Here is a 22,002-nt window from a genome sequence, read left to right as displayed (position 1 = left end):
TGATGCTGCCGCCGTGGCGGTCGTGGTCGCCGTGCCGGGCGACGAGCGCCGGGCGCCAGACACCGGGACGGGATCGGACCGGAGGACGGGTCTGGCAGGTGGTCTCAGGCAGGGGGCTGCGGCGGGGCCCGGACATGCGAAGGGGCGCCCCGAAGGGCGCCCCTGGGATCCGATCGGGCCCGATCGCTCGGGCCGGCCGATCAGAAGTGGTAGTTCATGCCCAGGCGCAGCTGGTTCACGTCGTGGTCGATGTCACCCTCGGAATCGTGGTGGCCGTCGAACTTGGTGTAGAGGTACTCGCCCTTGGCCGACCACTGCTCGCTGAGCTTGTACTCGACGCCCAGACCCGCGGTGTAGCCGGTCATGGTCTGCGAATCCGACGAGCGGCCCGCGGCGGTGTCGTAGGTGTAGTCGGCCTTGGCGGCGGCGACACCGGCGGTGGCGTAGGGCATCCAGTTGCCCATGTCATAGCCGATGCGGCCACGCAGGGTCGCCATCATGTCGATGTCCACGCCCAGCGTCTCGCCGTTGTCGGACTCGCTGTCCTTCAGGTCGGCGGTCGAGATGTCACCCTCGATACCATAGACCCAGGCGCCGTTCTGCCAGTTGTAGCCGCCGCCGAGGCCGAAGGTCTCGCCGTTGGTCGAGATGCTGCCGGTGCTGCCGAAATCGGGATCCGAATCCAGGTCGGCCCAGCCGACGTTGGCGCCGACATAGCCACCCTGCCAGGCACCGTAGGTGAGCGGCTCGGCCACGACGACCGGGGCCGGCTGCGGCGTCGGCTCGATGTAGCCGCCGGCGAAGGCCGGCATCGCCACGCCGCCGACCAGCCCCGCCATCAGCGGGAGCGCGAATTTCTTGGAAAACGTCATGGGATTTACTCCGTCTCTCAGTTCCGTCGCCCGGGTTCCGCTTGAGAGTCAGTGGCGGCCGGGCGCGCGCGTCCTTGCTGCTCGCGAACGCGTCGTGCCCACTTAACGGGCGGGATCGGAAATTCGTTCCCTACGAAGCCGTGAGGCGGGCGTGATCGCGGGGGCGCGGCTGCTTCCCGCCGAGCGCCGGCTTCGGCCTCGGCGGGTTCGGGCCGGTTCAACGCGCGGTGAGCGGAAGTGATGCCGCGTGCCCTTCACATGAGTGGGGCGGGACCCCATGGGGCTTGCGGGGTCACGGCCTTGCAGGGGCCCAGCCTTGCAGGGTCCCGGCGCGCGCCAGCTCGGGTGGCCGCGCGCCCGGTCAGGCCCCGGTCAGGCGCTTGCGCCGATCAGGCGCTTGCGTAGTCGACCGGGGTCGCGTGCCAGCCCTCGGCCCGGCGGGCCCAGAACCGCTGGCGCAGCCGCTCGGACAGGGGCCCGGGGCGGTCGTTGCCCATGATCCGCCCGTCGATGCGGCTTGCGGGCATGATGCCGCCCGCGGTTGTGCAGCCGAAGATCTCGTCGGCCTGCCGGAACTCGTCGGCGGGGATCGCGCGGATCTCGGTCGGGATGCCTTCTTCCGCGCACAGCTCGAGCACCGAGGCGCGGGTCACCCCGTCGAGCGCGCCGCGCGCGGGCGTGACCACCCGGCCGCCCGCCACCATGAAGACGTTGAAGCCCGCGCCTTCGGTCACGCAGTCCTCGGCATCGGTGAGGATCGCGAAGTCGGCGCCGGCGTCCAGCGCCTCGAACTGGCCCTCGGTCAGGTCGCCCCAGTGGAAGTTCTTCACCCGCGGGTCGAAGCTTTCGGGCGGGATCCGGCGCACCTTCGGGATCATCAGGTGCATGCCGCGCGCGATCATCTCCTCTGACGCGACCCAGACCCAGGGCACGGCGGTGCAGATCAGGTAGCTGGGCGCGAAGGCGGGGTGGCGCGGCGCGCCGGGCGGGGGCGAGGCGCGCAGGCAGTCCATCGCGACATAGGCGTCGCGCAGCCCCGACAGCGCGACGGTGCGGTGCAGGATCGCGCGGATCTCGTCGTCGGTCTCGGGCGGGGTCATCCTGAGCCGGGTCATCGAGGCGCGGAACCGCGCGATGTGGTCGTCGAGCCGGAAGAAGGCGCCGTCGCGCACGCCCACCACGTCATAGGTCACGTCCGAGCGGCGATAGCCCCAGTGCGTCACCGGGATCTTCGCCTCGGCGATCGGCATGTAGTCGCCCGCGAGATAGGCCGCGCCGCGGGCATAGTCGGTCATGTCACGCATCGGTGGTCTCCTGTGTGCGGGGGGCGCCGCCTTCGAAGCGGTTGGGGCGGGCATAGTCGCAGGGCGCCTCCTGCATCTCGAGGTGCAGCCGGTCGCCGTGCCACGGGTGGGCGCGGGCGAGCGCCTCGTCGAAGTCGATCCCGAGGCCCGGCCCCTCGGGCGCGAGGACATAGCCCTCTTCCCAGGTCAGGCGGTGGCCGGTCAGCGCCATGTGGAAGTCGCCGCCCTGCTCGATCGTCTCGACCATCAGCAGGTTGGGGATCGACACGCCCAGATGGATGTTGGCGGCCCATTCGACGGGCCCGGCATAGAGATGCGGCGCGACCTGGGCGCTGAACACCTCGGCGATGGCGGCGATCTTGCGGCCCTCGAGGATGCCGCCCGCACGCCCGAGCGCGGGTTGCAGGATCTCGGCCGCGCCGGCGCGCAGGACGGCGGCGAATTCCTGCTTCGTCGTCAGCCGCTCGCCGGTGGCGACCGGCACCCGCACCGCCGCCGCGACCCGGGCGAGGTCGGCGGTGGCGTCGGGGGGGATCGGCTCTTCGTACCACAGCGGGCCGAAGGGCTCGATCGCGTGGCCCATGCGGATCGCGCCGGCGACGTTGAACTGGCCGTGGGTGCCGAACAGCAGGTCGGCCCGGTCGCCGACGCCGGCGCGGATCGCGCCGCAGAACGCGGCCGAGCGGGTGATGTCGGACATGGCCGGTTCATGGCCGCCGTGGATCGTGTAGGGACCGGCGGGGTCGAACTTCAGCGCGGTGAAGCCCTGCGCGACCAGCCGCGCCGCCGCCTCGCCATGGGCGTCTGCGTCGGTCCAGAACGCGGCATGGTCCTGATCGGGGCGGGGGTAGATGTAGGTGTAGCTGCGCAGCCGCGGGTTCACCTTGCCACCCAGAAGCGCCCAGACCGGGCGGTCGCGGATCTTGCCCAGGATGTCCCAGCAGGCGATCTCGAGCCCCGAGAACGCGCCCATCACCGTCGGGTCCGGCCGTTGGGTGAAACCCGAGGAATAGGCGCGGCGGAACATCAGCTCGATATCCTCGGCGCGCGAGCCGCGCATGTGGCGCTCGAACACGTCCTCGATCACCGCGACCATCGCCTTCGGCCCCACGGTCGAGGCGTAGCATTCGCCATAGCCCACGATCCCGTCGGCGGTGGTGATCTTGGGGAAGATCCAGTAGCGCCCGCCCCAGCCGGGGGCGGGGGGCGAGACGATGAAGATCTCGAGGTCCTTGAGGATCATGGCGGCGGCTCCGGTTCGGGGGCGGTTTGGCGGGTGGTTCGGGGGGCGGTTCAGGCGTCAGGGCGGGCGGCGGGCTCGTCTTCGGCGTCGGCGTCGGCGGGGCGCGGCAGCCTCGGCTCGGCGCGCAAGAGCGCGAGGCAGGTGACGATCAGCACCGCCGAGACGAGGAAGGGCGCGCCCGGCAGGTGCGGCAGCGGGCCGCCCGGCCGGGTGAAGGCGCCGAAGACGGCCGTCATCACCAGCGGCGAGAGGCACATCGCGACCGCCATCAGGCTGCCGATGACGCCCTGAAGCTCGCCCTGCGCATCGGCGGCGGCGGCGCGGCTCATCCGGCTTTGCAGCGCGGGCATCACCACCGATCCCAGCGCCGAGACCGGCGTGAACAGCAGCGCGAGCCCGCCCGAGGTGACGACGCCGTAGAACAGGTAGGTCACAAGCTCGATCCCCATCCCGAGGTAGAGCGTGCCGCGGTCGCCGAAGCGGCGCGTCAGCCGCCCGACCAGCACCGCCTGCACCAGCGCCATCGCCGCGCCGTAGAGCGCGAGCGAGCCGCCGATGCGGACCGGGTCCCAGCCGAACTGCACCGCGCCGTAGAAGGCCCAGACCGAGGGCCAGACGAACATCGCCACCGCGTAAAGCCCGTAGATCGTCAGCATCCGCCCCAGCCCCGGCAGCCGCGCCACCGCGCGGAACGCGCCCAGCGGGTTGGCGCGGGCCCAGCGGAACGGGCGGCGGTTCGCGGGCGTCACCGTCTCGGGCAGCGCCAGCAGGCCGAAGACCAGGTTCGCCGCCGCAAGCCCGGCGGCGGCCCAGAACGGCGCGCGCAGGTCGATCGTGGCCAGCAGCCCGCCCAGCAGCGGCCCGGCGACGAAGCCCGCGCCCAGCGCGGCGCCGATCTGGCCGAAGCGGCGGGCGCGGTCGTCCGGGCCCGAGATGTCGGCCGCGACCGCGTTCGCCGCGGCATGGGTGGCCCCGGTGACGCCCGAGACGAGCCGCCCCGCGAACAGCAGCCAGATCGACCCGGCGACGGCCATCGCCAGATAGTTCAGCGCCATCATCGCGAGCGAGGCAAGGATCACCGGCCGCCGCCCGAAGCGGTCCGACAGGTTGCCAAGCAGCGGGCCGAACAGGAACTGCATCACCGCGTAGCCCGAGGCCAGCAGCCCGCCCCAGAGCGCCGCGTCGCCCAGCCCCGCGCCGGTCAGATCCTCGATCAGGCCCGGCAGCACCGGCAGGATCAGCCCGATCCCGACCGCGTCGATCATCACCGTGATCAGGATGAAGGGCAGGGCAAGGCGGCTGGGCATCGGGACTCCTTGCGGCCGAGCCTAGGGGGCGCGCCCCGGCGGGCTTGGCCGGATGCGACCTGTCGGTGCCGGAAACGGGACTTGGCCGTCAGTGGTGGTGGCCGTGCCCGTGCCCGTGCCCGTGGCCGTGGCCGTGGTGGTGATGGTGACGGGGCGCCGGGTCCGGCGCCGGCTCTGCCCGCGTCTCGCCGATGCGGGCGAGGAAGGCCGACACCGCCTCGGCCCAGGGGCCGGGGGCATCGGCGGGGGGCAGGTGGCCGGTGCGGCGCAGCAGCGTGAAGTCCGCGCCCGGGATCAGCCCGGCCAGCTCGCGCATCAGGTCGGGCGGGGTCGCGCCGTCGTCCGAGCCCGCGACGACCAGCGTCGGCAGCCGCAGGCCCGAGCTGGGCGTCAGCAGGTCGGTCCCCGCGATCGCCGCCGCCGCCCCGGCCCAGCCGCGCGGGTCGCAGCCCAGCAGCCGCGCCCGGCAGGCCTCGGCCTGCGGGCCGGTGCGGGCCGCGCGCGGGAACCAGCGCGCGATCTCGTCGGCGGCGATGGCGGCAAGACCGCCGTCCTCGACCGCCGCGATCCGGCGCGCCCAGACCGCGGGCGTCGCGATCTTCACGGCCGTGTTCGACAGCACCAGCGCCCGCACCAGATCCAGCCGCTTGACCGCCAGCGCCTGCGCCACCAGCCCGCCGAGGCCCAGCCCCGCGACGACCGCGTCGCGCAGGCCCCAATGGTCCATCGCGGCCTCGGTGTCGCGGATCAGCGCGCCCATCGCATAGGGCGGCGCCGGCACCGACGAGCCTCCGTGCCCGCGCAGGTCCAGCCGCAGGATCCGAAGCCCCGCCGGCAGCAGCGGCACCACCGCGTCCCACAGGGTCAGGTCCTGCCCCAGCCCGTGGATCAGCACCAGCGGCCGCCCCGCCGGGTCGCCGTCGGCGCGCCAGTGCAGGCTGAGCCCGTCCAGCGCGAGATCCTGCCCGGGCATCACAGGTGCCCGTAGCGGCCAAGCGCCTCGGCATAGAGCGCGGCGTCGACATTGCCGCCCGAGGCGGTGCAGATCACCGCCTCGCCCTCGATCCGGTCCTTGCGGAACAGGCAGGCGGCCAGCGCGACGGCGCCGCCCGGCTCGACCACGATCTTCAGCCGGGTGAAGGCGAGCGCCATGGCCATCATCGCCTCGTCGTCGCTGACCACGAGCCCCGGGCCCGCAAGGCGCTGCAGCACCGGGAAGGTCAGCTGGCCCGGCGCCGGGGTGACGATCGCGTCGCAGATCGAGCCCGAGGGCGCGGCGTTGCTCTGCGGGGTGCCGGTGGCGAGCGAGCGGGCGGTGTCGTCGAAGCCCTCGGGCTCGGCCGGGCGCACGCGCAGCCCCGGCGCCTTCGCCTCGAGCGCGAGCGCGATGCCCGAGGTCAGCCCGCCGCCGCCGCAGCAGACGACGACATCGGCCGTGCTGACGCCCATCCCGGCCGCCTGCTCGGCGATCTCGAGCCCGCAGGTGCCCTGGCCCGCGATCACCTCGGGGTCGTCGAAGGGCCGGATCAGCGTCAGGCCGCGCGCCGCCGACAGCTCGGCCCCGATCGCCTCGCGGCTGGCGCCGCCGGCGCGGTCGTAGAGCACGACCTCGGCCCCCAGCGCGCGGGTGTTGGCGATCTTCAGCGCCGGCGCATCGGCGGGCATGATGATCACCGCGGGGATGCCGAAGGCCTTCGCGGCCGCCGCCACCCCCTGCGCGTGGTTGCCCGAGGAGAAGGCGATGACGCCGCGGCCGCGGACCGCCTCGGGCAGGGCCGAGACCGCCGACCAGCCGCCGCGGGCCTTGAACGAGCCGGTGTGCTGCAGGCATTCGGCCTTCACCAGCACCCGGCGGCCGGCGATCTCGTCGAGGAAGGGCGAGGACAGCAGCGGCGTGCGGCGGATGTGGCCCTTCAGCCGCTCGGCGGCGGCGAGGATGCGGGTGATGTCGGTCATGGCTGGTCCTGCAGGCGGTCGAGGAAGGTTTCGAGAAGCCGGACCGCCGCCGGCTCGTCAAGGAACGGTACATGGCCGCGATCGGGCACCTCGGCAACCAGCATGTCGGGGCGGCGGCGCGCCATCTCGGCCAGGGTCGCGGGCGACAGCAGGTCCGAGTTCGCGCCCCGGATCGCGCCCAGGGGCAGCCCGTCGAGCGCGTCGAAGAACGGCCACAGGTCGGTGATCGTGCCGGTCACCGTCTGCTCCTTCATCGCGTCCAGAAGCTTCGGGTCGTAGTTCAGGCGGATGCCGGTGCCCTCGGTTCCGGGATGCGCGGGGCGGTACCAGTGGTCCATCATCCGCCGCCAGCGGGCCAGCGGAACGCCGGGGAAGTCGGCTTCCAGCGCGGCCCGGGTGCGCTCGGCCATGTCGTCGAGCGTGGCCGCCGCGGGCTGGCGGCCGACGTAGTCGAAGATCCGCGCGAGCCCGCCGGGGTCGATCACCGGGCCCACGTCGTTCAGCACCACGCCCGACAGCCGCGGCTTGGCGACCCCGGCGAGCCCCATCGCGATCAGCCCGCCGCGCGAGGTGCCGAGGATCGCGGTCCGCGCGATCCCCAGATGGTCCAGCAGCTCAAGCGCGTCCTGCCCCTCGCGCATCAGGTTGTAGGTCGCGTGGGGCGCGTGGTCGGACCGGCCGCGGCCGCGATAGTCCATGCGGATCAGCCGGCAGCGCCCGGCGAGCGGCAGGACGAATTCGAAATCGCCCATGTTGCGCGTCAGCCCCGAGAGGCACAGCAGCGGCTGCCCGCTGCCGCGGTCGTCATAGGCGATGCGCACCCCGTCCGAGGCGGTGAGGAAATCGGTCACGGCAGGGCTCCTGTCAGGGCGGGGAGGGGGGAGAGGTCGGGCAGCACCCGGTCGGGGCCCTTCGGCAGCCGCTCGGGCCGGGCGCCGGCGCGGTTCACCCAGGCGGTGCGGAAGCCGAACTGCGCCGCCCCCGCCACGTCCCAGCCGTTCGAGGACACGAACAGGATCTCGGCCGGGGTGCAGTCGAAGGCGTCGGTCGCCAGCGCGTAGACCACGGGGGCGGGCTTGAACACGCCCACCGTCTCGACCGACAGCCGCGCGTCGAGAAGCGCGTCGATCCCGGCCGAGGCGGTGGCGGCGGCCAGCATCGCGGGGCTGCCGTTCGACAGGATCGCGCAGGGCAGTCCCGCGCGCCGCAGCGCCGCCAGCACCGCGGGCACCTCGGGATAGGCCTCGAGCCGGTCATAGAGCGCGAGCAGCCGGTCGCGCAGCGGCGCGCCCGCCCCGGGGGCATGGGTGTCGAGCGCCCAGTCCAGCGCCTCGGCGGTGACGGTGGCGAAATCGGCGTGCTGGCCCATGAGGCTGCGCAGCCAGGTGTACTCCAGCTGCTTGCGCCGCCAGTCCTCGGCCAGCCGCGGCCAGAGCCCGGCAAGCGCGGCGCCGCCCGGCTCGGCGGCGGCGCGCCGCGCGGCTGAGGCCACGTCGAACAGCGTGCCGTAGGCGTCGAAGACGCAGGCGCGCGGGTGGACCCAGCCCAGCCTGTTGTCGGAAGCGGTCATCGCGGGCCTCCTTCCCGGTGGCCGGTCGGGGCCGGCGCGGCGAGACTGTCACAGCCCCGGGGCGGGGGCCACCCCCCCTCGGGCCGTCGCGATCCCCGCCCGCCGCCGCGATCCTTGATCCCGGCCGCGCGGCGCCGCATCCTGCGGCATCCGCCCCCAGCAGGAGCGATTGCCGGTGCCGTGCGTGATCCGACCGATGCTGCCGTCGTGGCTGCCCGCGCCGGGGTGGCTGCCCGACCTGTTCCTGCTTTCCGGGCTGTTGTGGCTCCTGGCCTGGGCCGGGGGCGCGCTTGCCCAGCCCGCGCCGCGCGAGGTGCGCACCGGCGCCTTCGTCACCAGCCTGCACGCGATCGACCCGGGCGACGGCAGCTTCGGCCTGTCGGGCTATGTCTGGTTCAGCGATCCGGGCGGCAGCTTCGACCCGGCGCACGACATGGAGATCCTCGCGCGCGAGGTCGTGGTCACGCCCTTCGTGCGCAGCCGCCGGCCCGACGGCTCGGTCTATGCCGTGGTCGCGTTCCGGGTGGTGGTGGATCATGCCTTCGACCTGCGCCGCTACCCGTTCGACCGCCAGCACCTGTCGCTGCCGATCGAGGCGGCCGAGACCGCGGACCGGATCGTGCTGGTGCCCGACCGCGCCGACTCGGTGATCTCGGACGAGGTGCACCTGCCGGGCTGGCGCATCGGGGCGCTGGCGCTGGGCGCGGCCGAGCGGCGCTATGACACCGGCTTCGGCCACCGCGCCGGGCAGCCGGCCTTTTCGCGCGTGACGCTGGGGATCGGGATCGACCGGCGGGTCTCGCCGCTGCTGTTCGAGAAGTTCACCGGCTTCTTCGTCGCGCTCGTGATCGCGGGGCTGACGCTGCTGGTCCCGGTCGAGGAGTTGGGCACCCGGATCGGCATGACCACCGGCGCGATCTTCGCCGCGGTCTTCAACCGCTACCGCTTCGAGGACGCGATCGGCTTCGATGCCAGTTTCGGCACCGTCGATCAGGTCACGTTCCTGACCTTCAGCATGATCCTGGGGATGCTGCTCCTGTCGCTGCTGAGCCACCGGGCCCGGCGCCGGGCCGAGCCGGGCGCGCCGGCGCGGGCGGTCGCGCGGCGCGATGCGCGCCGGGGCGGGGTGATCGCGGCGGCGCACCTGCTGGCGTTGGCGGCGGTCTTCGCAGTGGCGCTGCGCTAGCGGCCGCCGCGCAGGGGGCGATGCCCCTCGCCCGATCAGCCGGCGGCGCCCATCGCCTCCTGCGCGGCGGCGAGGTCCATCCACATCACCTCGAACACGTTGCCGTCGGGGTCCGAGAAGCTGCGCCCGTACATGAAGCCGTAGTCCTGCACCTTGTCGTTGTCGGTGCCGCCCGCGCGCACTGCGGCCTCGGTGATCGCGTCGACCGCGTCGCGGCTGTCGCGCGACAGGCAGGTCAGCACCGCGCAGCCCTGCGCGGGATCGGCCAGCGGGCGCGGCGCGAAGCCCGCGAATTTCGCATGGGTCAGGATCATCAGGTGGATCGTGTCGGACACCACGACGCAGGCGGCGGTGTCGTCCGAGAACTGCGGATTGATGGTGAAGCCGATGCCTTCGTAGAAGGCGCGGGCGCGGGGCAGGTCGGTCACCGGCAGGTTCACGAAGATCAACTGGGGCGAGGTCATTTCGGGTCTCCTCCTGGGGTCGTCTCGGGGTGTGGTCCGGGGGCGGACCGGTCGGCGGTCGGCCACCCGGCGGTTGCAGGCTGGGCGGATTGGTATTAAAAAGCAACCATGAAGTATGAAAGGGATACCGAAGCGGCAAAGCCCCGCCGAAGCTACGGCGACGGCTGCGGCATGGCGCAGGCGCTTGACGTGATCGGCGAGCGCTGGGCGCTGCTGGTGGTGCGCGAGCTGATGTTCCACCCGCGCCGGTTCTCGGAGCTGCGCGCCGACCTGCCGGGGATCGCGCCGACGGTGCTGACCCAGCGGCTGGCCGAGCTTGAGCGGGCGGGGGTCGTCTGTCGCGACGGGCGGCTCTACGGGCTGAGCGACTGGGGCCGGGGGCTCGAGCCCGCGTTGCAGGCGCTCGGGGTCTGGGCGGTGGCGGGGCCGGCGATGCGCTTCGACCTGCCGATCTCGGTCGCGACGCTGGTGATGTCGCTGCGCACGCTGTTCAGCCCGGCGCGTGCGGGGACGCTCGAGCTGTCGCTGGGGCTGGATTTCGGGGCGGGGCAGACTTTTGCCGCGCGGGTCTCGGCGGGGCGGCTGACCATCGGCCCGGGCCTGCCCGAGGGCGCGGTGCGGGTGACGGGCGACCGCATGGCGCTGGCCGCGGTGATCCACGGCGGCGCGCCGATCGAGGGCTCGGGGCTGGCGATCGCGGGCGATCCGGCTGTCTTGCAGGCCTTCGCCGGGCTGTTTCCGCTGCGCTGAGCGGCGTCGCCGTGGCCGGCGCCGTCCGGCAGGCCGCGCGCGCACTGGTGCGCCCGGCCCGGGGCGGGCTCAGGCGCGGATGTCCGGCAGGATCGTTCCGACCAGCAGGCGCTTGAGGTCGCCGGCATGGCCCTCGCTGCGCGCGGGGCGGCTGTCGTCCGAGGTGACGGCGACGACAAGCTCGTGCCCGGGCAGGACGTAGATCATCTGCCCGCCGTAGCCGCGGGCATAGGCGGCGGGCGTGCCGTCGGCGTCGAACAGGAACCACCCGAGCCCGTAGGCGTCGCCCGAGAAGGGCGAGCGCGTCCGCGGGGTCCAGGCCGTCTCGACCCAGCCCGGGGGCACGAGCCGCCCCGCGGGGCCGGCGCCGCCCTGCCGCCAGGCCTCGCCGAAGGCCGCCATCGCGCGCGGGCTCAGCGCCATGTTGTTGCCGCCCATGTAGAAGCCCTGCGGATCGCGGGTCCAGCCGTCGATCCGCACCCCGAGCGGCCGGCCGAGACGGGCACGCGCCAGCGCCAGCAGGCTTTCGCCGGTGACCTCGGTCAGCATCGCGCCCAGCACGTGGAAGCTGCCGGTCGAATACATCATCCCGCGCCCCGGCGTGCCGGTCATCTCGCGGTCGAGCACGTAGGACACCCAGTTCCGGCTGGAGACCCAGGCGCCGTAATTGCCGCCCGAGGTGCGTTCGAGGCCGGTCTGCATGGTCAGGAAATCGGCCACGGTCAGGTCGCGCACCCGCGGGTCGGCCCCGGCCGGGATCAGCCGCGGCGCGGCCGCGCCGATCGTGGTGTCGAGCGTCAGCCGCCCGGTGCCGATCACCGCGGCGGCGATCGAGGCGACGAGCGTCTTCGAGACCGACTTGACGTTGACCGCCCGGTCGGGCGCGGGGCCGCGGAACGCCTCGGCCAGCACCTCGCGGCCGCGGTGCAGGATCACCAGCGCGTGCAGCTGGTCGAGCGCGCCCGCGGCCGCGCGGGTCCGGGCGAAGCGGTCGGCCTGCGCCCCGGCCGCGAGCGGATGCGCAAGCAGCGCGGGCGCGGCAAGGCCCATCGTCAGGCCGAACGAGACGAGGCGGCGGCGGGAGAGCAGGGGTCTGGTCATGCCTGCGATCTGGGGGGCGGCACCGGGCGGTTCCAGAGCCGGGCGGGATCACGAGCTTGCGAGACGTGCGGGCTTGCGAGAGGTGCGGGCCGGGCTGCGGCCGGCCCCTGCGCCGATCGGGCCCGCGGGTCTGGCGGGCAGGTGGGCAGGCGGGCAGGCCGGCAGGCGGGGGCCGGAACGACGAGGGGCGCGCCCGGTTCCGGGCACGCCCCTGCGACGGATGCGGGTGGCCGGCGGCCCTACAGGTGGTCCGGCTGCGGCATGCCCAGCACGTGGAAGCCGTTGTCGACGATGATGATCTCGCCGGTGGTGCAGGCGCCGTAATCCGAGCACAGATAGGCCGCGGTGCCGCCGATCGCCTCGAGCGTGGCATTGGCGCGCATCGGCGCGTTGGCCTCGGTGTGGCGGAAGGTCTTGCGCGCACCGCCGATCGCCGCCCCCGCGAGCGTCTTCATCGGCCCGGGGCTGATCGCGTTCACGCGGATGCCCTCGGGGCCGAGGTCGTTGGCGAGATAGCGCACCGAGCTTTCCAGCGCCGCCTTCGCCACGCCCATCACGTTGTAGAACGGCGTCACCCGGTTCGAGCCCTGGTAGGTCAGCGTCAGCAGCGTGCCGCCGTTCGGCATCAGCTCGCGCGCGCGGCGGGCGACGTCGATGAACGAGAAGCACGAGATCGTCAGCGAGGTCTTGAAGTTCTCGCGGCTGGTGTTGATGAACCGGCCCGCCAGCTCGGTCTTGTCCGAGAAGGCGATCGCGTGGACGAGAAAGTCGATGCTGCCCCAGTCGTCCTTCAGCCGTGCGAAGGCCGCGTCCAGCGAGGCATCGTCCATCACGTCCACGTCGATCAGCATCGACGAGCCGAGCGAGGCCGCAAGCGGCTCGACCCGCTTGCCGAAGGCGTCGCCCTGGTAGGTGAAGGCGAGGTCCGCGCCCTCGGCGGCGAGGGCCTGCGCGATACCCCAGGCGATCGAGCGATCGTTCGCGACCCCCATCACCAGCCCGCGCTTGCCCTTCATCAGGTCTGCCATGTCATCTCACCCGTGGTATTTCGAAAGCAGCATCGAGCCGTTGGTGCCGCCGAAGCCGAAGCTGTTGGTCATCACCGTGTCGAGGCCCGCCGCGTCGACGCGCGCCGTCGCGATCTCGCCCGGGTCGATCGCGGGATCGAGCGTCTCGACGTTGATCGAGGGGGCGATGAAGTCGTGCTCCAGCATCAGCAGGCAATAGATCGCCTCCTGCGCGCCGGTGGCGCCCTGGCTGTGGCCGGTCATCGACTTGGTCGAAGAGATCAGCGGCGTCGTGCCGCGGCCGAAGACGCGGCGCACGGCCTCGACCTCGCCGACGTCGCCGACCGGGGTCGAGGTGCCGTGGGCGTTGATGTAGCCGACCTTGCGGTCCGACCCCAGCGTCGACAGCGCCAGCCGCATCGCGCGCTCGCCGCCCTCGCCCGAGGGGGCGACCATGTCGTGGCCGTCCGAGGTCGCGGCATAGCCCGTGACCTCGGCATAGATCTTCGCGCCGCGGGCCTTCGCGTGCTCCAGCTCTTCCAGCACGACGATGCCGCCGCCGCCGCCGATGACGAAGCCGTCACGGCCGGCGTCGAAGGCGCGCGAGGCCTTCTCGGGCGTGGCGTTGTACTTCGACGACATCGCGCCCATCGCGTCGAACAGGCACGACAGCGTCCAGTCCAGCTCCTCGGCGCCGCCGGCGAACATCACGTCCTGCTTGCCCAGCATGATCTGTTCCGCCGCGTTGCCGATGCAGTGCAGCGAGGTCGAGCAGGCCGAGGTGATCGAGTAGTTGATGCCCTTGATCCTGAACGCGGTCGACAGGTTCGCCGAGATCGTCGAGGACATGCATTTCGGCACCGCCAGCGGGCCGATGCGCTTGGGGCTGCCCGAGGACAGCACCGTCTGGTGCGCGGCGAACATCGCCGAGGTCGAGGGGCCGCCCGAGCCGGCGATCAGGCCGGTGCGCTCGTTCACGATCTCGGCCTCGGTCAGGCCGGCGTCGGCGATGGCCTGCGTCATGGCGATGTGGGCATAGGCGGCGCCGGGGCCCATGAAGCGCAGGGTGCGCTTCTCGACATGCTCGGTCACGTCGAGCTTGACGTTGCCGGCGATCTGGCTGCGGAAGCCACGCTCGGCCATGTCGGCATTGGCGGTGATGCCGGAACGGCCGGCTTGCAGCGATGCCAGCACCTCGTCGGCGGTGTTGCCGATCGAGGATACGATGCCGAGGCCGGTGACGACGACGCGACGCATGTTCGGGTCTCCTTGAGAACGGGCTGAAGGGGCCGGGGCTCAGCTTTCGCTGAGCGCCACCTTCATGTCCTTGACCTGGTAAATGACTTCACCATCGGCCTCGACGATACCATCGGCGACGCCCATCGTCAGCCGGCGGGTCTGGATCGCCTTGGTGAAGTCGACCTTGTAGGTCAGCATCTTGCGGTCGGGGCGGACCATGCCGGTCAGCTTGACCTCGCCCACGCCCAGCGCATAGCCGCGCCCCAGCCAGCCGCGCCAGCCGAGGTTGAAGCCGGTGAGCTGCCACAGGCCGTCAAGGCCGAGGCAGCCGGGCATGATCGGGTTGCCCGGGAAGTGGCAGTCGAAGAACCACAGCTCGGGCGTGATGTCGAACTCGGCCACCACATGGCCCTTGCCATGCAGCCCGCCGTCGCCCGAGATCTCGGTGATCCGGTCCATCATCAGCATCGGCGGGGCAGGCAGCTGGGCATTGCCCGGACCGAACAGTTCGCCCCGCGCGCAGGCCAGAAGCGCCTCCTTGTCGAAGCTCGTCGGATAGTCCGCCATTCGACCCCTTTCCCTCGCATGGCCGCCCCGTCAGTGCCGGTCTCCGTGCCGGGGGGCGGTCTTGTGGTCGGGGCACCCTCTATCATCCGTTTCCGCAAGGGTGCAATAGCCGCCCCCCGTGCGCCCCGCCCCGGCGAAGCCGCGCCGGTCGCCCCCCGGCGCGCGCCGGCCCGAAGGGGGCGGCAGGCCGGTCGCGCCCCGGGGGCGGGCGGTGCGGGTGGCGTCAGGCGGGGCCGGCGGGACGGGAGACCTGTCGGTGGAGGCAGTCGGTGGGCCAGTGTGTCAGAGCAGTCGGTCCCGTCGCTCGGTGGCACCGGGTCGGCGGGGAAAGCTGGGGCGGGCGGCGGGCGGCAGCGGTGCGGGTCGGCAAGCGGCAGGCTTTCGCGATGGAATTTCTCGGGACGGAGCATTGGACATGGGCGAGGCGTGGGAATATATATCAACCCATGTCGCAAGCTTGGAATGCCGTGATCCCCTCCGGAACCGAGCGCGGCTCGCGCTGGCTGTCCCGCGCGGGTCTGCGCCCGACCCGCCAGCGCCTTGCCCTCGCCGCCCTGCTGGTCGGCGACGGCAAGAACCGTCACGTGACGGCCGAAAGCCTGTACGCCGCCGTGCGCGAAACCGGCGACAGCGTCTCGCTGGCCACCGTCTACAACACGCTGCGCGCCTTCTGCGAGGCGGGGCTGCTGAACGAGATCACCGTCGACGGCGCGCGGTCGTATTTCGACACCCGGATCGACGATCATCCGCATTTCTTCTGGGAAGACACCGCCGAGCTGGTCGACGCGCCCGCGCACCAGCTTGAGATCACCCGCCTGCCGGAAGTGCCCGACGGCGCCGAGCTTGCGCGGGTCGAGGTCGTCATCCGCCTGCGCCGCCGCCCCGCCGAGTGATCTGCACCGAGTGACCTGCACCGAGTGACAGGGGCCGGGGTCTGCTTGACGCTTGCGCGGGCCGGCGGTTCCCTAACGATGCCTTCGGCTCACGCACTTCGCAGAGTGCCGGGCGATGCGCGCGGGGTGGGGCGGGCGATCCTGTCACGCCGTCCGGCGCGACGGCGGCCCCGGGTCGACCCGTGCAGGTCGGGCGGGCGTCTGGCGCCCGGGCGCGGGAGGGCAAAGTCAGGGCGGGGTCAGAACCACTGCCCGGGTTCCATCAGCCCCAGCCGCATCAGCTGTTCCGACTTCCATTCGAAGGGCACCGAGTTGTGCCACCAGAAGCTCGGGATGTCGTAGGTCGACCCGGGGTTGAGCTTGAGCGCCTTGGCCGTGCGGAACGAGGCGACCGCGGCCGTCAGGCTGTGGTGCCAGGGGCAGGCATAGGTGTTGTATTCCTCGAGGTTGAAGGTGAAGTCGGGGCGCAGCTGCAACCCCGGCTGGCTGCGGAACAGCGCGATGCGGTCGATGCGGCGGCGGGGCCGGGGCACGTGCTCCTCGAACCGCCAGCGGATGCCGCCGAAGAAATCCAGCTGGCGCTCCATGATCTCGCCCTCGGGGCTGCGGCGGGCGAGCGCGTAGTAGCCGGTGCGGTCGAGATAGGCGCCGTCGCGGTCGACGGCATCGGGGAAGCGGCCAAGATCGCCGGCATAGAGATCGACCACATAGGCCAGCATCGCGTCGCGCCGTTCCTCGACGTGGAAGCTGATCAGCTCGCGCACGTTGCGGGTCTCGCAGAACGGGTGGAACAGGTATTCGGCGTTGTAGCCATAGTAGAACCACGTCCCGCCCGGCGCGGCGGCGATCAGCATGTTCACCGCGCGCACCAGCGCGTCCTGTTCGCGCACCGGGTGGTCGATGCGGTGCAGCGCGGGATCGGACTCGACCCCGGGCGCCAGCGCCAGTTCCGGCGGGGCGAGGAGCACCGTCTGGCGGAAGCCCGCGGCGCGGTGGTGCGACAGCGTGCTTTCGACCTCGACCAGGTCTTCGGCCATGATCACCGCGACCGGCCCCCTGGCCAGCGCGCGCGCCGCCTGCGGCAGGAAGCTGTCGATATGGGCATGGCGCATCGGCGGGGCCTTCCGGTCGTGTCTTGGCGGCGACCCTGCCGTGGCCCGGCGCCGCTTGCAAGCCGGCAGGCGATTGCGAAGCGCCCCCCGATCCGTGTAGAAGCCCCCGATCCCTCGACGACAGGAAGGCCCAGGCGAATGGCGGACGGCACCCGGCCCGGCGGCACCAAGAAGCTTTTCATCAAGACCTACGGCTGCCAGATGAACGTCTATGACAGCGAGCGCATGGCCGAGGCCATGGGCGGGCAGGGCTATGAGCTGACCGAGCGCGCCGAAGAGGCCGACATGGTGCTGCTGAACACCTGCCACATCCGCGAGAAGGCCTCGGAAAAGCTGTTCTCGGACCTCGGGCGGCTGCGGCCGCTCAAGCAGGCGAAGCCCGGGATGAAGATCGGCGTCGCGGGCTGCGTCGCGCAGGCCGAGGGGCCCGAGATCCTGACCCGGATGCCGATGGTCGACCTGGTGGTCGGGCCCCAGAGCTATCACCGGCTGCCGCAGATGGTCGCGGCCACCGCCACCGGCGCGAAACCGGTCGAGACCGACTTCCCGGCCGAGGACAAGTTCGACCACCTGCCGCTGCGCGGGCCCTCGGGCACGCCCGCCCGCCGCGCCCCCGCGGCCTTCCTGACGGTGCAGGAGGGCTGCGACAAGTTCTGCGCCTTCTGCGTCGTGCCCTACACCCGCGGCGCCGAGGTCTCGCGCCCCGCGGCGCGGGTGCTGGAGGAGGCGCGGGCGCTCGTCGGGCGCGGGGTGCGCGAGATCACGCTGCTGGGCCAGAACGTCAACGCCTATCACGGCGCGTCGGAGGCGGGCGATGTCAGCCTCGCGCAGCTGATCCGGTCGCTGGCGGCGATCGAGGGGCTCGAACGGATCCGCTACACCACCAGCCATCCCAACGACATGGGCGACGACCTGATCGCGGTGCATGGCGACGAGCCGAAGCTGATGCCCTACCTGCACCTGCCGGTGCAGGCGGGATCGGACCGGGTGCTGAAGGCGATGGCGCGCAAGCACACGGCCGAGCAGTACCTGCGCCTGGTCGAGAGGATCCGCGCCGCGCGCCCCGACCTGCACCTGTCGGGCGACTTCATCGTCGGCTTCCCCGGCGAGACTGAGGCCGAGTTCCAGGAGACGCTCGACCTGATCCGCGAGGTCCGCTACGGCACCGCGTTCTCGTTCCGCTACTCGGCGCGGCCGGGCACGCCGGCGGCCGAGAAGCCCGCCGTCGCGCGCGAGATCGCCGAGGACCGGCTGCAGCGGCTGCAGGCGCTGCTGGGCGAGCAGCAGCAGGCGCTGCAGCGCGCCATGATCGGGCGCGAGGTCGGCGTGCTGTTCGAGAAGCCGGGGCGCGAGCCGGGGCAGTGGGTCGGCAAGTCCGACTACCTGCACGCCGTCCACGTGCGCGGCCCGCTCGCGGTGGGCGATCTGGCCCGGGTGCGGATCACCGCCTCGGGGCTGAACTCGCTTGCCGGCGAGCTGGTCTGAGTGCGGGTCTGGCCGATGGCGGTCGGGATCACCTTCCGCGAGACGCCGGACGAGGACGAACGCCGCGCGATCCTGGAGATCCTGGTCGAAAGCAACCTGCGGCGCGGGCCGGCGCCGCAGCTGCGCCCCTTCGCCTTCGTGCTGCGCGACGGCGACGGGCCGGTGCAGGGAGGGCTCTGGGGCCGCACCGCCTATGACTGGGCGGTGGTCGAACTGCTGGTGGTGCCCGAGGCGCTGCGCGGGCAGGGGGTCGGGCGCGACCTGATCGCCCGGGCCGAGGCGCTGGCCCGCGCCCGGGGCTGCCGCGGGATCTGGCTTGACACCTTCGGGTTCCAGGCGCCCGGCTTCTACCAGGGGCTGGGTTACGAGGTCTTCGGCCGGCTGCCCGAGAACCCGCGCGGCCACGACCGCGTGTTCCTGCGCAAGATGCTGGCCTGACCCGCGCCGCTCGCAGGGACCGCCACCCGGATGCAAGGCGCCCCCAGAATGCAAGACGGGCGCCGCCTGCGCGACGCCCGCCGGGGATCGGGTCCGGAACCGGGGATCAGTGCCGCTTGCGCAGCTGGCCCTTGAGCCACATCGGCGAGTTGTAGAGCGCCTGGCGCGTCGCGGCCTTCAGGTGGTCTTCGTTGCCCACGCCCTCTTCGTCGCGGCAGATCCGCTCGGCGATCGAGGTGGCGGTGTTGTAGTCGTAGCCGACGGCGACGAGGCTCTCGATGAAGACCGGGCGCGGGTGATCCCAGATCACCGCCGTGGTCGGACCGCGGAAGCAGCTGACGGTGATGACGCCGGGCACCACCGGGCTCGCTGCCACGGCCGTGGTCGTCGCCGCGAGGGCAAGGGCTGCAAGGGTGGTAAGCGCCTTCATTTCCGTCTCCTTGTCTGGTCCCGCGACCCGCGCGGTCGCCGGACCATCCGGCGGAACAATTCATTACCAGCAGATAAATAGGTCCAATCGACGTCGCGGCCAAACGAAACAGCGCAGCGGCCGGAATGCTTGCGCTTTGCAACCGGCGACTGTGCGCAAAATCGGCAGTGATGCGCTATTGTCTCCAATTGCGAAACGAAAGGTGTCGCGCTTCCGCCCGCGCGCGCACCGCGCAGGCGACTCGGGTGCGCCACGTGCGCGAAAGGCGCGCGAGCCGGATGCGCGCGCCAAGGACGCGACTCGTTGCCGGAGCGCAGGCGGGACCCGGGTCCCGGGCGCGGGTCCCGGGCGCGGGGCAGGGCGCGGGGCAGGGCGGGCGGCTGCGGAACCGAAGCGGCCCGAAATCCGTTGCGTTTCGGAAAACTGCAAGGGCAAGGCAGGAATCATTGCCATCCTCTGGATCGCTTGGCACCATCCGATTACTAACTCTAGTAAGCAGAACCACCCAATCCCCACGTTCTTGCTCGTCAGGAGACCTTATTGGGCATCAGCGCGCTGACACCCCCGCCCCGTCCCGAAGACGTCCACGAAACGCTTCTGGAATTCGCCGACAACAACCTGCTGCGTGATCTCTGCGGCCAGTTCGACCGCAATCTCGCCCAGGTCGAACATGCCCTCGGGGTCCACATCCTGCGACGCGGCAACCAGCTTGCGGTCGTCGGCACCCCGGACCAGCGCGGTCAGGCCGCCGCCATCCTCCAGGATCTCTACGGCCGGCTGGAAAGCGGGCGCGAGGTCGAGGCCGGCGACATCGATGCCGCGATCCGCATGAACGACTTCACCCGCGACGCGCCGACCTCGCCCGAGGACCAGCTGGAGATGTTCCAGCAGGGCCGGTTCGAGATCCGCACCCGCAAGAAGCATGTCGAGCCGCGGACCGACGCCCAGAAGGCCTATGTCGCGAACCTGTTCAAGCACGAGCTGGCCTTCGGCATCGGCCCGGCGGGCACCGGCAAGACCTATCTCGCGGTGGCGGTCGGCGTGACGATGCTGATCGGCGGTCACGTCGACAAGATCATCCTCTCCCGCCCGGCCGTCGAGGCCGGCGAGCGCCTGGGCTTCCTGCCCGGCGACATGAAGGAGAAGGTCGATCCCTACATGCAGCCGCTCTACGATGCGCTGAACGACTTCCTGCCCGCCAAGCAGGTGGAAAAGCTGATGGCCGACAAGCGCATCGAGATCGCGCCCCTGGCCTTCATGCGCGGCCGCACGCTCGCCAACGCCTTCGTGGTGCTGGACGAGGCGCAGAACGCCACGACCATGCAGATGAAGATGTTCCTCACCCGTCTGGGCGAGGGCAGCCGCATGGTCATCACCGGCGACCGCAGCCAGATCGACCTGCCGCGCGGCGTCGCCTCGGGCCTGCGCGACGCGGAGCGGATCCTCGAGGGGGTGAACGGGGTGAGCTTCAACTACTTCACCTCGTCCGACGTCGTGCGCCACCCGCTTGTCGCCCGCATCATCGAGGCCTATGACCGCGACGATGCAAAGAACGCCGCTGGTTGACACCCTTTGCGAGGACCCCCGCTGGGAGGGCTTCGCGCTTGACACGATCGCCGAAAGCGCCGCCACCGCGGCGCTTTCGCACCTTGGGATTTCGCCCGCGGGCTTCGAGATCAGCCTGATGGGCTGCGACGACGCCCGCATCGCCACGCTCAACGCCGAGTTCCGCGACAAGCCGAAGCCCACCAACGTGCTGTCCTGGCCCGCCGAGGACCGGATGGCCGAGGAGGAGGGCGGCACCCCCGACCTGCCCGAACCGGGCGCGCCCGACGATCCCGAGAGCCTTGGCGACATCGCCATCGCCTGGGAAACCTGCGAGCGGGAGGCCGCCGAGCAGAAAAAGCCGATGAAAGACCACGTGACGCATCTGGTCATTCATGCCACGCTTCACCTCATGGGATACGATCACGAGACCGAGGCCGACGCGGCCCTGATGGAAGGCGCGGAAATCGCGATCCTTGCCGGTCTCGGGCTTGCAAATCCCTACGAGTGATCTCAACTGGGTGAATTGGAACCCAAGGGTTCCGGCTGTTGGAAAGGACAGATGGGCGAGAGTTCGGACGGGTCTACGGCTGCGCAAGGCGCGCTGGACCACGGTGAGAGTGGCGAGAACGGCAGTTCCCGCGGATTTTTCGGACGCTTCTTCGGCCCGCGCGCCGGGATCGAGGACGAGGACGGGGCAGAGCCTCCCTCCGACGACGGCACGGCGCCGATCGCCGGGCTGGCGGCGCTGCGGCGGATGCGCGTCGGCGACGTGGCGATCCCCAAGCCCGAGATCGTGGCGGTTCCCGTCACGATCGAGCGCGACGAGCTGATCGAGACCTTCCGCGAGCATGGCTTCACCCGGCTGCCGGTGTTCAAGGGAACGCTCGACAGCCCGCTGGGGCTCGTGCACCTCAAGGACCTTGCGCTGACGCATGGCTTCGGCTCGGCCCCGGGCGCGCCGCAGCAGCCCTTCGCGCTGCGCAAGCTGTTGCGCCCGCTGCTTTATGCGCCGCCCTCGATGCCGATCGGGGTGCTCTTGCAGAAGATGCAGGCCGACCGCATCCACATGGCGCTGGTGATCGACGAATACGGCGGCGTCGACGGGCTCGTCACGCTCGAGGACCTGATCGAACAGGTCATCGGCGAGATCGAGGACGAGCACGACGAGGTCGAGGGCCATCTCTGGGTGCAGGAGAAGCCCGGCCAGTGGCTGGTGCAGGCCCGCGCGCCGCTCGACGAGTTCGAGGGCGAGATCGGCCGCAAGATCGCCGACGAGGACGAGGCCGAGGAGGTCGACACGCTCGGCGGTCTCGTGTTCATGCTCACCGGCCGCGTGCCGGCGCGGGGCGAGGTGATCCCGGGCGAGGAGGGCGTCGAATTCGAGGTGGTCGATGCCGACCCGCGCCGGATCAAGCGCCTGCGCGTGCGCGTGCCCGCCCCGGTCGAGGCCTGACCCTTCCCCGATGACGAAGCGCTGCCGATGACCTTGCCTGCCTGCCCGCGCCCGCGGGCCCCCGTCCCGGCACCGCG

General features: G+C 71.8%; 23 protein-coding genes. 8 read left to right on the top strand and 15 right to left on the bottom strand.

Annotated features, from left to right (window positions below; all coding sequences use genetic code 11):
* Positions 1-200: 200 nt before the first annotated feature.
* The 8 genes from V8J39_RS05900 to V8J39_RS05865 form a co-directional block, all read right to left on the bottom strand.
* Positions 201-872, bottom strand: coding sequence for an outer membrane protein (locus V8J39_RS05900; RefSeq protein ID WP_336459912.1), 672 nt, complete (start codon positions 870-872; stop codon positions 201-203).
* A 389-nt stretch (positions 873-1,261) separates the two neighbouring features.
* Positions 1,262-2,176 (bottom strand): aminotransferase class IV, encoded by a 915-nt coding sequence (locus V8J39_RS05895; RefSeq protein WP_336459911.1) that lies wholly within the window; start codon positions 2,174-2,176, stop codon positions 1,262-1,264.
* Positions 2,169-3,419: a mandelate racemase/muconate lactonizing enzyme family protein gene (locus V8J39_RS05890; protein ID WP_336459910.1), complete on the bottom strand. Its 1,251-nt coding sequence runs from the start codon at positions 3,417-3,419 to the stop codon at positions 2,169-2,171. The genes V8J39_RS05895 and V8J39_RS05890 overlap by 8 nt, the downstream gene beginning before the upstream one ends.
* 50 nt (positions 3,420-3,469) lie before the next feature.
* A complete protein-coding gene (locus tag V8J39_RS05885; protein WP_336459909.1) occupies positions 3,470-4,726 on the bottom strand; it encodes a TCR/Tet family MFS transporter in 1,257 nt (418 codons plus the stop codon).
* Between the two features lie 88 nt (positions 4,727-4,814).
* Complete coding sequence (locus V8J39_RS05880) at positions 4,815-5,699, bottom strand: alpha/beta fold hydrolase (protein WP_336459908.1); 885 nt, start codon at positions 5,697-5,699, stop codon at positions 4,815-4,817.
* Positions 5,699-6,682, bottom strand: coding sequence for a threonine ammonia-lyase (locus V8J39_RS05875; protein ID WP_336459907.1), 984 nt, complete (start codon positions 6,680-6,682; stop codon positions 5,699-5,701). Before V8J39_RS05875 ends, V8J39_RS05880 begins: the two co-directional genes overlap by 1 nt.
* Positions 6,679-7,533, bottom strand: a complete 855-nt coding sequence (locus V8J39_RS05870) for an alpha/beta fold hydrolase (protein ID WP_336459906.1) — start codon at positions 7,531-7,533, stop codon at positions 6,679-6,681. Before V8J39_RS05870 ends, V8J39_RS05875 begins: the two co-directional genes overlap by 4 nt.
* A complete protein-coding gene (locus tag V8J39_RS05865) occupies positions 7,530-8,252 on the bottom strand; it encodes a haloacid dehalogenase type II (protein ID WP_336459905.1) in 723 nt (240 codons plus the stop codon). The genes V8J39_RS05870 and V8J39_RS05865 overlap by 4 nt, the downstream gene beginning before the upstream one ends.
* A gap of 184 nt (positions 8,253-8,436) precedes the next feature.
* Between V8J39_RS05865 and V8J39_RS05860 the strand changes: the two genes are divergently transcribed.
* The gene (locus V8J39_RS05860) at positions 8,437-9,438 is read left to right on the top strand and encodes a hypothetical protein (RefSeq protein ID WP_336459904.1); all 1,002 of its coding nucleotides are present in this window, start codon (positions 8,437-8,439) and stop codon (positions 9,436-9,438) included.
* 35 nt (positions 9,439-9,473) lie between these two features.
* Here V8J39_RS05860 and V8J39_RS05855 read toward each other — a convergent pair whose 3' ends face one another.
* The gene (locus tag V8J39_RS05855; protein WP_336459903.1) at positions 9,474-9,902 is read right to left on the bottom strand and encodes a VOC family protein; all 429 of its coding nucleotides are present in this window, start codon (positions 9,900-9,902) and stop codon (positions 9,474-9,476) included.
* A 108-nt stretch (positions 9,903-10,010) separates the two neighbouring features.
* Between V8J39_RS05855 and V8J39_RS05850 the strand changes: the two genes are divergently transcribed.
* Positions 10,011-10,652: a winged helix-turn-helix transcriptional regulator gene (locus V8J39_RS05850; RefSeq protein ID WP_336459902.1), complete on the top strand. Its 642-nt coding sequence runs from the start codon at positions 10,011-10,013 to the stop codon at positions 10,650-10,652.
* 69 nt (positions 10,653-10,721) lie between these two features.
* Here the strand turns inward: V8J39_RS05850 and V8J39_RS05845 are convergent, their stop codons facing one another.
* The 4 genes from V8J39_RS05845 to fabA form a co-directional block, all read right to left on the bottom strand.
* Positions 10,722-11,753, bottom strand: a complete 1,032-nt coding sequence (locus V8J39_RS05845; RefSeq protein WP_336459901.1) for a serine hydrolase domain-containing protein — start codon at positions 11,751-11,753, stop codon at positions 10,722-10,724.
* Between the two features lie 239 nt (positions 11,754-11,992).
* On the bottom strand, positions 11,993-12,781 hold the full coding sequence (locus tag V8J39_RS05840) for an enoyl-ACP reductase FabI (protein ID WP_336459900.1): 789 nt from the start codon (positions 12,779-12,781) through the stop codon (positions 11,993-11,995).
* A gap of 6 nt (positions 12,782-12,787) precedes the next feature.
* Positions 12,788-14,017 (bottom strand): beta-ketoacyl-ACP synthase I, encoded by a 1,230-nt coding sequence (gene fabB / locus V8J39_RS05835; RefSeq protein ID WP_336459899.1) that lies wholly within the window; start codon positions 14,015-14,017, stop codon positions 12,788-12,790.
* Between the two features lie 39 nt (positions 14,018-14,056).
* Positions 14,057-14,566, bottom strand: coding sequence for a bifunctional 3-hydroxydecanoyl-ACP dehydratase/trans-2-decenoyl-ACP isomerase (gene fabA / locus V8J39_RS05830; RefSeq protein ID WP_336459898.1), 510 nt, complete (start codon positions 14,564-14,566; stop codon positions 14,057-14,059).
* A 446-nt stretch (positions 14,567-15,012) separates the two neighbouring features.
* Between fabA and irr the strand changes: the two genes are divergently transcribed.
* Positions 15,013-15,459, top strand: coding sequence for a Fur family transcriptional regulator Irr (gene irr, locus V8J39_RS05825; protein ID WP_336459897.1), 447 nt, complete (start codon positions 15,013-15,015; stop codon positions 15,457-15,459).
* Between the two features lie 239 nt (positions 15,460-15,698).
* On the opposite strand, the gene V8J39_RS05820 is transcribed toward irr, so the two are convergent.
* Positions 15,699-16,571: a hypothetical protein gene (locus V8J39_RS05820; RefSeq protein WP_336459896.1), complete on the bottom strand. Its 873-nt coding sequence runs from the start codon at positions 16,569-16,571 to the stop codon at positions 15,699-15,701.
* A 138-nt stretch (positions 16,572-16,709) separates the two neighbouring features.
* On the opposite strand from V8J39_RS05820, the gene miaB reads away from it, so the two are divergent.
* Positions 16,710-18,056: a tRNA (N6-isopentenyl adenosine(37)-C2)-methylthiotransferase MiaB gene (gene miaB / locus V8J39_RS05815; protein WP_336459895.1), complete on the top strand. Its 1,347-nt coding sequence runs from the start codon at positions 16,710-16,712 to the stop codon at positions 18,054-18,056.
* 15 nt (positions 18,057-18,071) lie between these two features.
* The gene (locus V8J39_RS05810) at positions 18,072-18,494 is read left to right on the top strand and encodes a GNAT family N-acetyltransferase (protein ID WP_336459894.1); all 423 of its coding nucleotides are present in this window, start codon (positions 18,072-18,074) and stop codon (positions 18,492-18,494) included.
* Positions 18,495-18,600: 106 nt separating this feature from the next.
* Here the strand turns inward: V8J39_RS05810 and V8J39_RS05805 are convergent, their stop codons facing one another.
* Positions 18,601-18,924 carry a hypothetical protein gene (locus V8J39_RS05805; protein ID WP_336459893.1) on the bottom strand — a complete coding sequence of 108 codons (324 nt, stop codon included), beginning with the start codon at positions 18,922-18,924 and terminating at the stop codon, positions 18,601-18,603.
* 540 nt (positions 18,925-19,464) lie between these two features.
* On the opposite strand from V8J39_RS05805, the gene V8J39_RS05800 reads away from it, so the two are divergent.
* From V8J39_RS05800 to V8J39_RS05790, 3 genes are read left to right on the top strand one after another with little or no spacing between them, the layout of a single operon-like run.
* Positions 19,465-20,490, top strand: coding sequence for a PhoH family protein (locus V8J39_RS05800; protein WP_336459892.1), 1,026 nt, complete (start codon positions 19,465-19,467; stop codon positions 20,488-20,490).
* Complete coding sequence (ybeY, locus tag V8J39_RS05795) at positions 20,468-20,980, top strand: rRNA maturation RNase YbeY (protein ID WP_336459891.1); 513 nt, start codon at positions 20,468-20,470, stop codon at positions 20,978-20,980. Before V8J39_RS05800 ends, ybeY begins: the two co-directional genes overlap by 23 nt.
* A gap of 51 nt (positions 20,981-21,031) precedes the next feature.
* Complete coding sequence (locus V8J39_RS05790) at positions 21,032-21,925, top strand: hemolysin family protein (protein ID WP_336459890.1); 894 nt, start codon at positions 21,032-21,034, stop codon at positions 21,923-21,925.
* The last annotated feature ends 77 nt before the right edge of the window (positions 21,926-22,002 follow it).

The sequence above is a fragment of the Frigidibacter sp. MR17.24 genome, assembly GCF_037095655.1.
Taxonomy (GTDB): domain Bacteria; phylum Pseudomonadota; class Alphaproteobacteria; order Rhodobacterales; family Rhodobacteraceae; genus Frigidibacter.
Note: the sequence above shows the minus strand (reverse complement) of the source record. Positions and strands in the feature narration are given on the sequence as shown.

Bases quoted from the DNA above. Each gene is read 5' to 3' on its own strand.
- V8J39_RS05900 (WP_336459912.1), bottom strand. From the start codon at position 872: ATGACGTTTTCCAAGAAATTCGCGCTCCCGCTGATGGCGGGGCTGGTC.
- V8J39_RS05895 (WP_336459911.1), bottom strand. From the start codon at position 2,176: ATGCGTGACATGACCGACTATGCCCGCGGCGCGGCCTATCTCGCGGGC.
- V8J39_RS05890 (WP_336459910.1), bottom strand. From the start codon at position 3,419: ATGATCCTCAAGGACCTCGAGATCTTCATCGTCTCGCCCCCCGCCCCC.
- V8J39_RS05885 (WP_336459909.1), bottom strand. From the start codon at position 4,726: ATGCCCAGCCGCCTTGCCCTGCCCTTCATCCTGATCACGGTGATGATC.
- V8J39_RS05880 (WP_336459908.1), bottom strand. From the start codon at position 5,699: ATGCCCGGGCAGGATCTCGCGCTGGACGGGCTCAGCCTGCACTGGCGC.
- V8J39_RS05875 (WP_336459907.1), bottom strand. From the start codon at position 6,682: ATGACCGACATCACCCGCATCCTCGCCGCCGCCGAGCGGCTGAAGGGC.
- V8J39_RS05865 (WP_336459905.1), bottom strand. From the start codon at position 8,252: ATGACCGCTTCCGACAACAGGCTGGGCTGGGTCCACCCGCGCGCCTGC.
- V8J39_RS05855 (WP_336459903.1), bottom strand. From the start codon at position 9,902: ATGACCTCGCCCCAGTTGATCTTCGTGAACCTGCCGGTGACCGACCTG.
- V8J39_RS05850 (WP_336459902.1), top strand. From the start codon at position 10,011: ATGAAGTATGAAAGGGATACCGAAGCGGCAAAGCCCCGCCGAAGCTAC.
- V8J39_RS05845 (WP_336459901.1), bottom strand. From the start codon at position 11,753: ATGACCAGACCCCTGCTCTCCCGCCGCCGCCTCGTCTCGTTCGGCCTG.
- V8J39_RS05840 (WP_336459900.1), bottom strand. From the start codon at position 12,781: ATGGCAGACCTGATGAAGGGCAAGCGCGGGCTGGTGATGGGGGTCGCG.
- fabB (WP_336459899.1), bottom strand. From the start codon at position 14,017: ATGCGTCGCGTCGTCGTCACCGGCCTCGGCATCGTATCCTCGATCGGC.
- fabA (WP_336459898.1), bottom strand. From the start codon at position 14,566: ATGGCGGACTATCCGACGAGCTTCGACAAGGAGGCGCTTCTGGCCTGC.
- irr (WP_336459897.1), top strand. From the start codon at position 15,013: ATGTCGCAAGCTTGGAATGCCGTGATCCCCTCCGGAACCGAGCGCGGC.
- V8J39_RS05820 (WP_336459896.1), bottom strand. From the start codon at position 16,571: ATGCGCCATGCCCATATCGACAGCTTCCTGCCGCAGGCGGCGCGCGCG.
- miaB (WP_336459895.1), top strand. From the start codon at position 16,710: ATGGCGGACGGCACCCGGCCCGGCGGCACCAAGAAGCTTTTCATCAAG.
- V8J39_RS05810 (WP_336459894.1), top strand. From the start codon at position 18,072: ATGGCGGTCGGGATCACCTTCCGCGAGACGCCGGACGAGGACGAACGC.
- V8J39_RS05805 (WP_336459893.1), bottom strand. From the start codon at position 18,924: ATGAAGGCGCTTACCACCCTTGCAGCCCTTGCCCTCGCGGCGACGACC.
- ybeY (WP_336459891.1), top strand. From the start codon at position 20,468: ATGCAAAGAACGCCGCTGGTTGACACCCTTTGCGAGGACCCCCGCTGG.
- V8J39_RS05790 (WP_336459890.1), top strand. From the start codon at position 21,032: ATGGGCGAGAGTTCGGACGGGTCTACGGCTGCGCAAGGCGCGCTGGAC.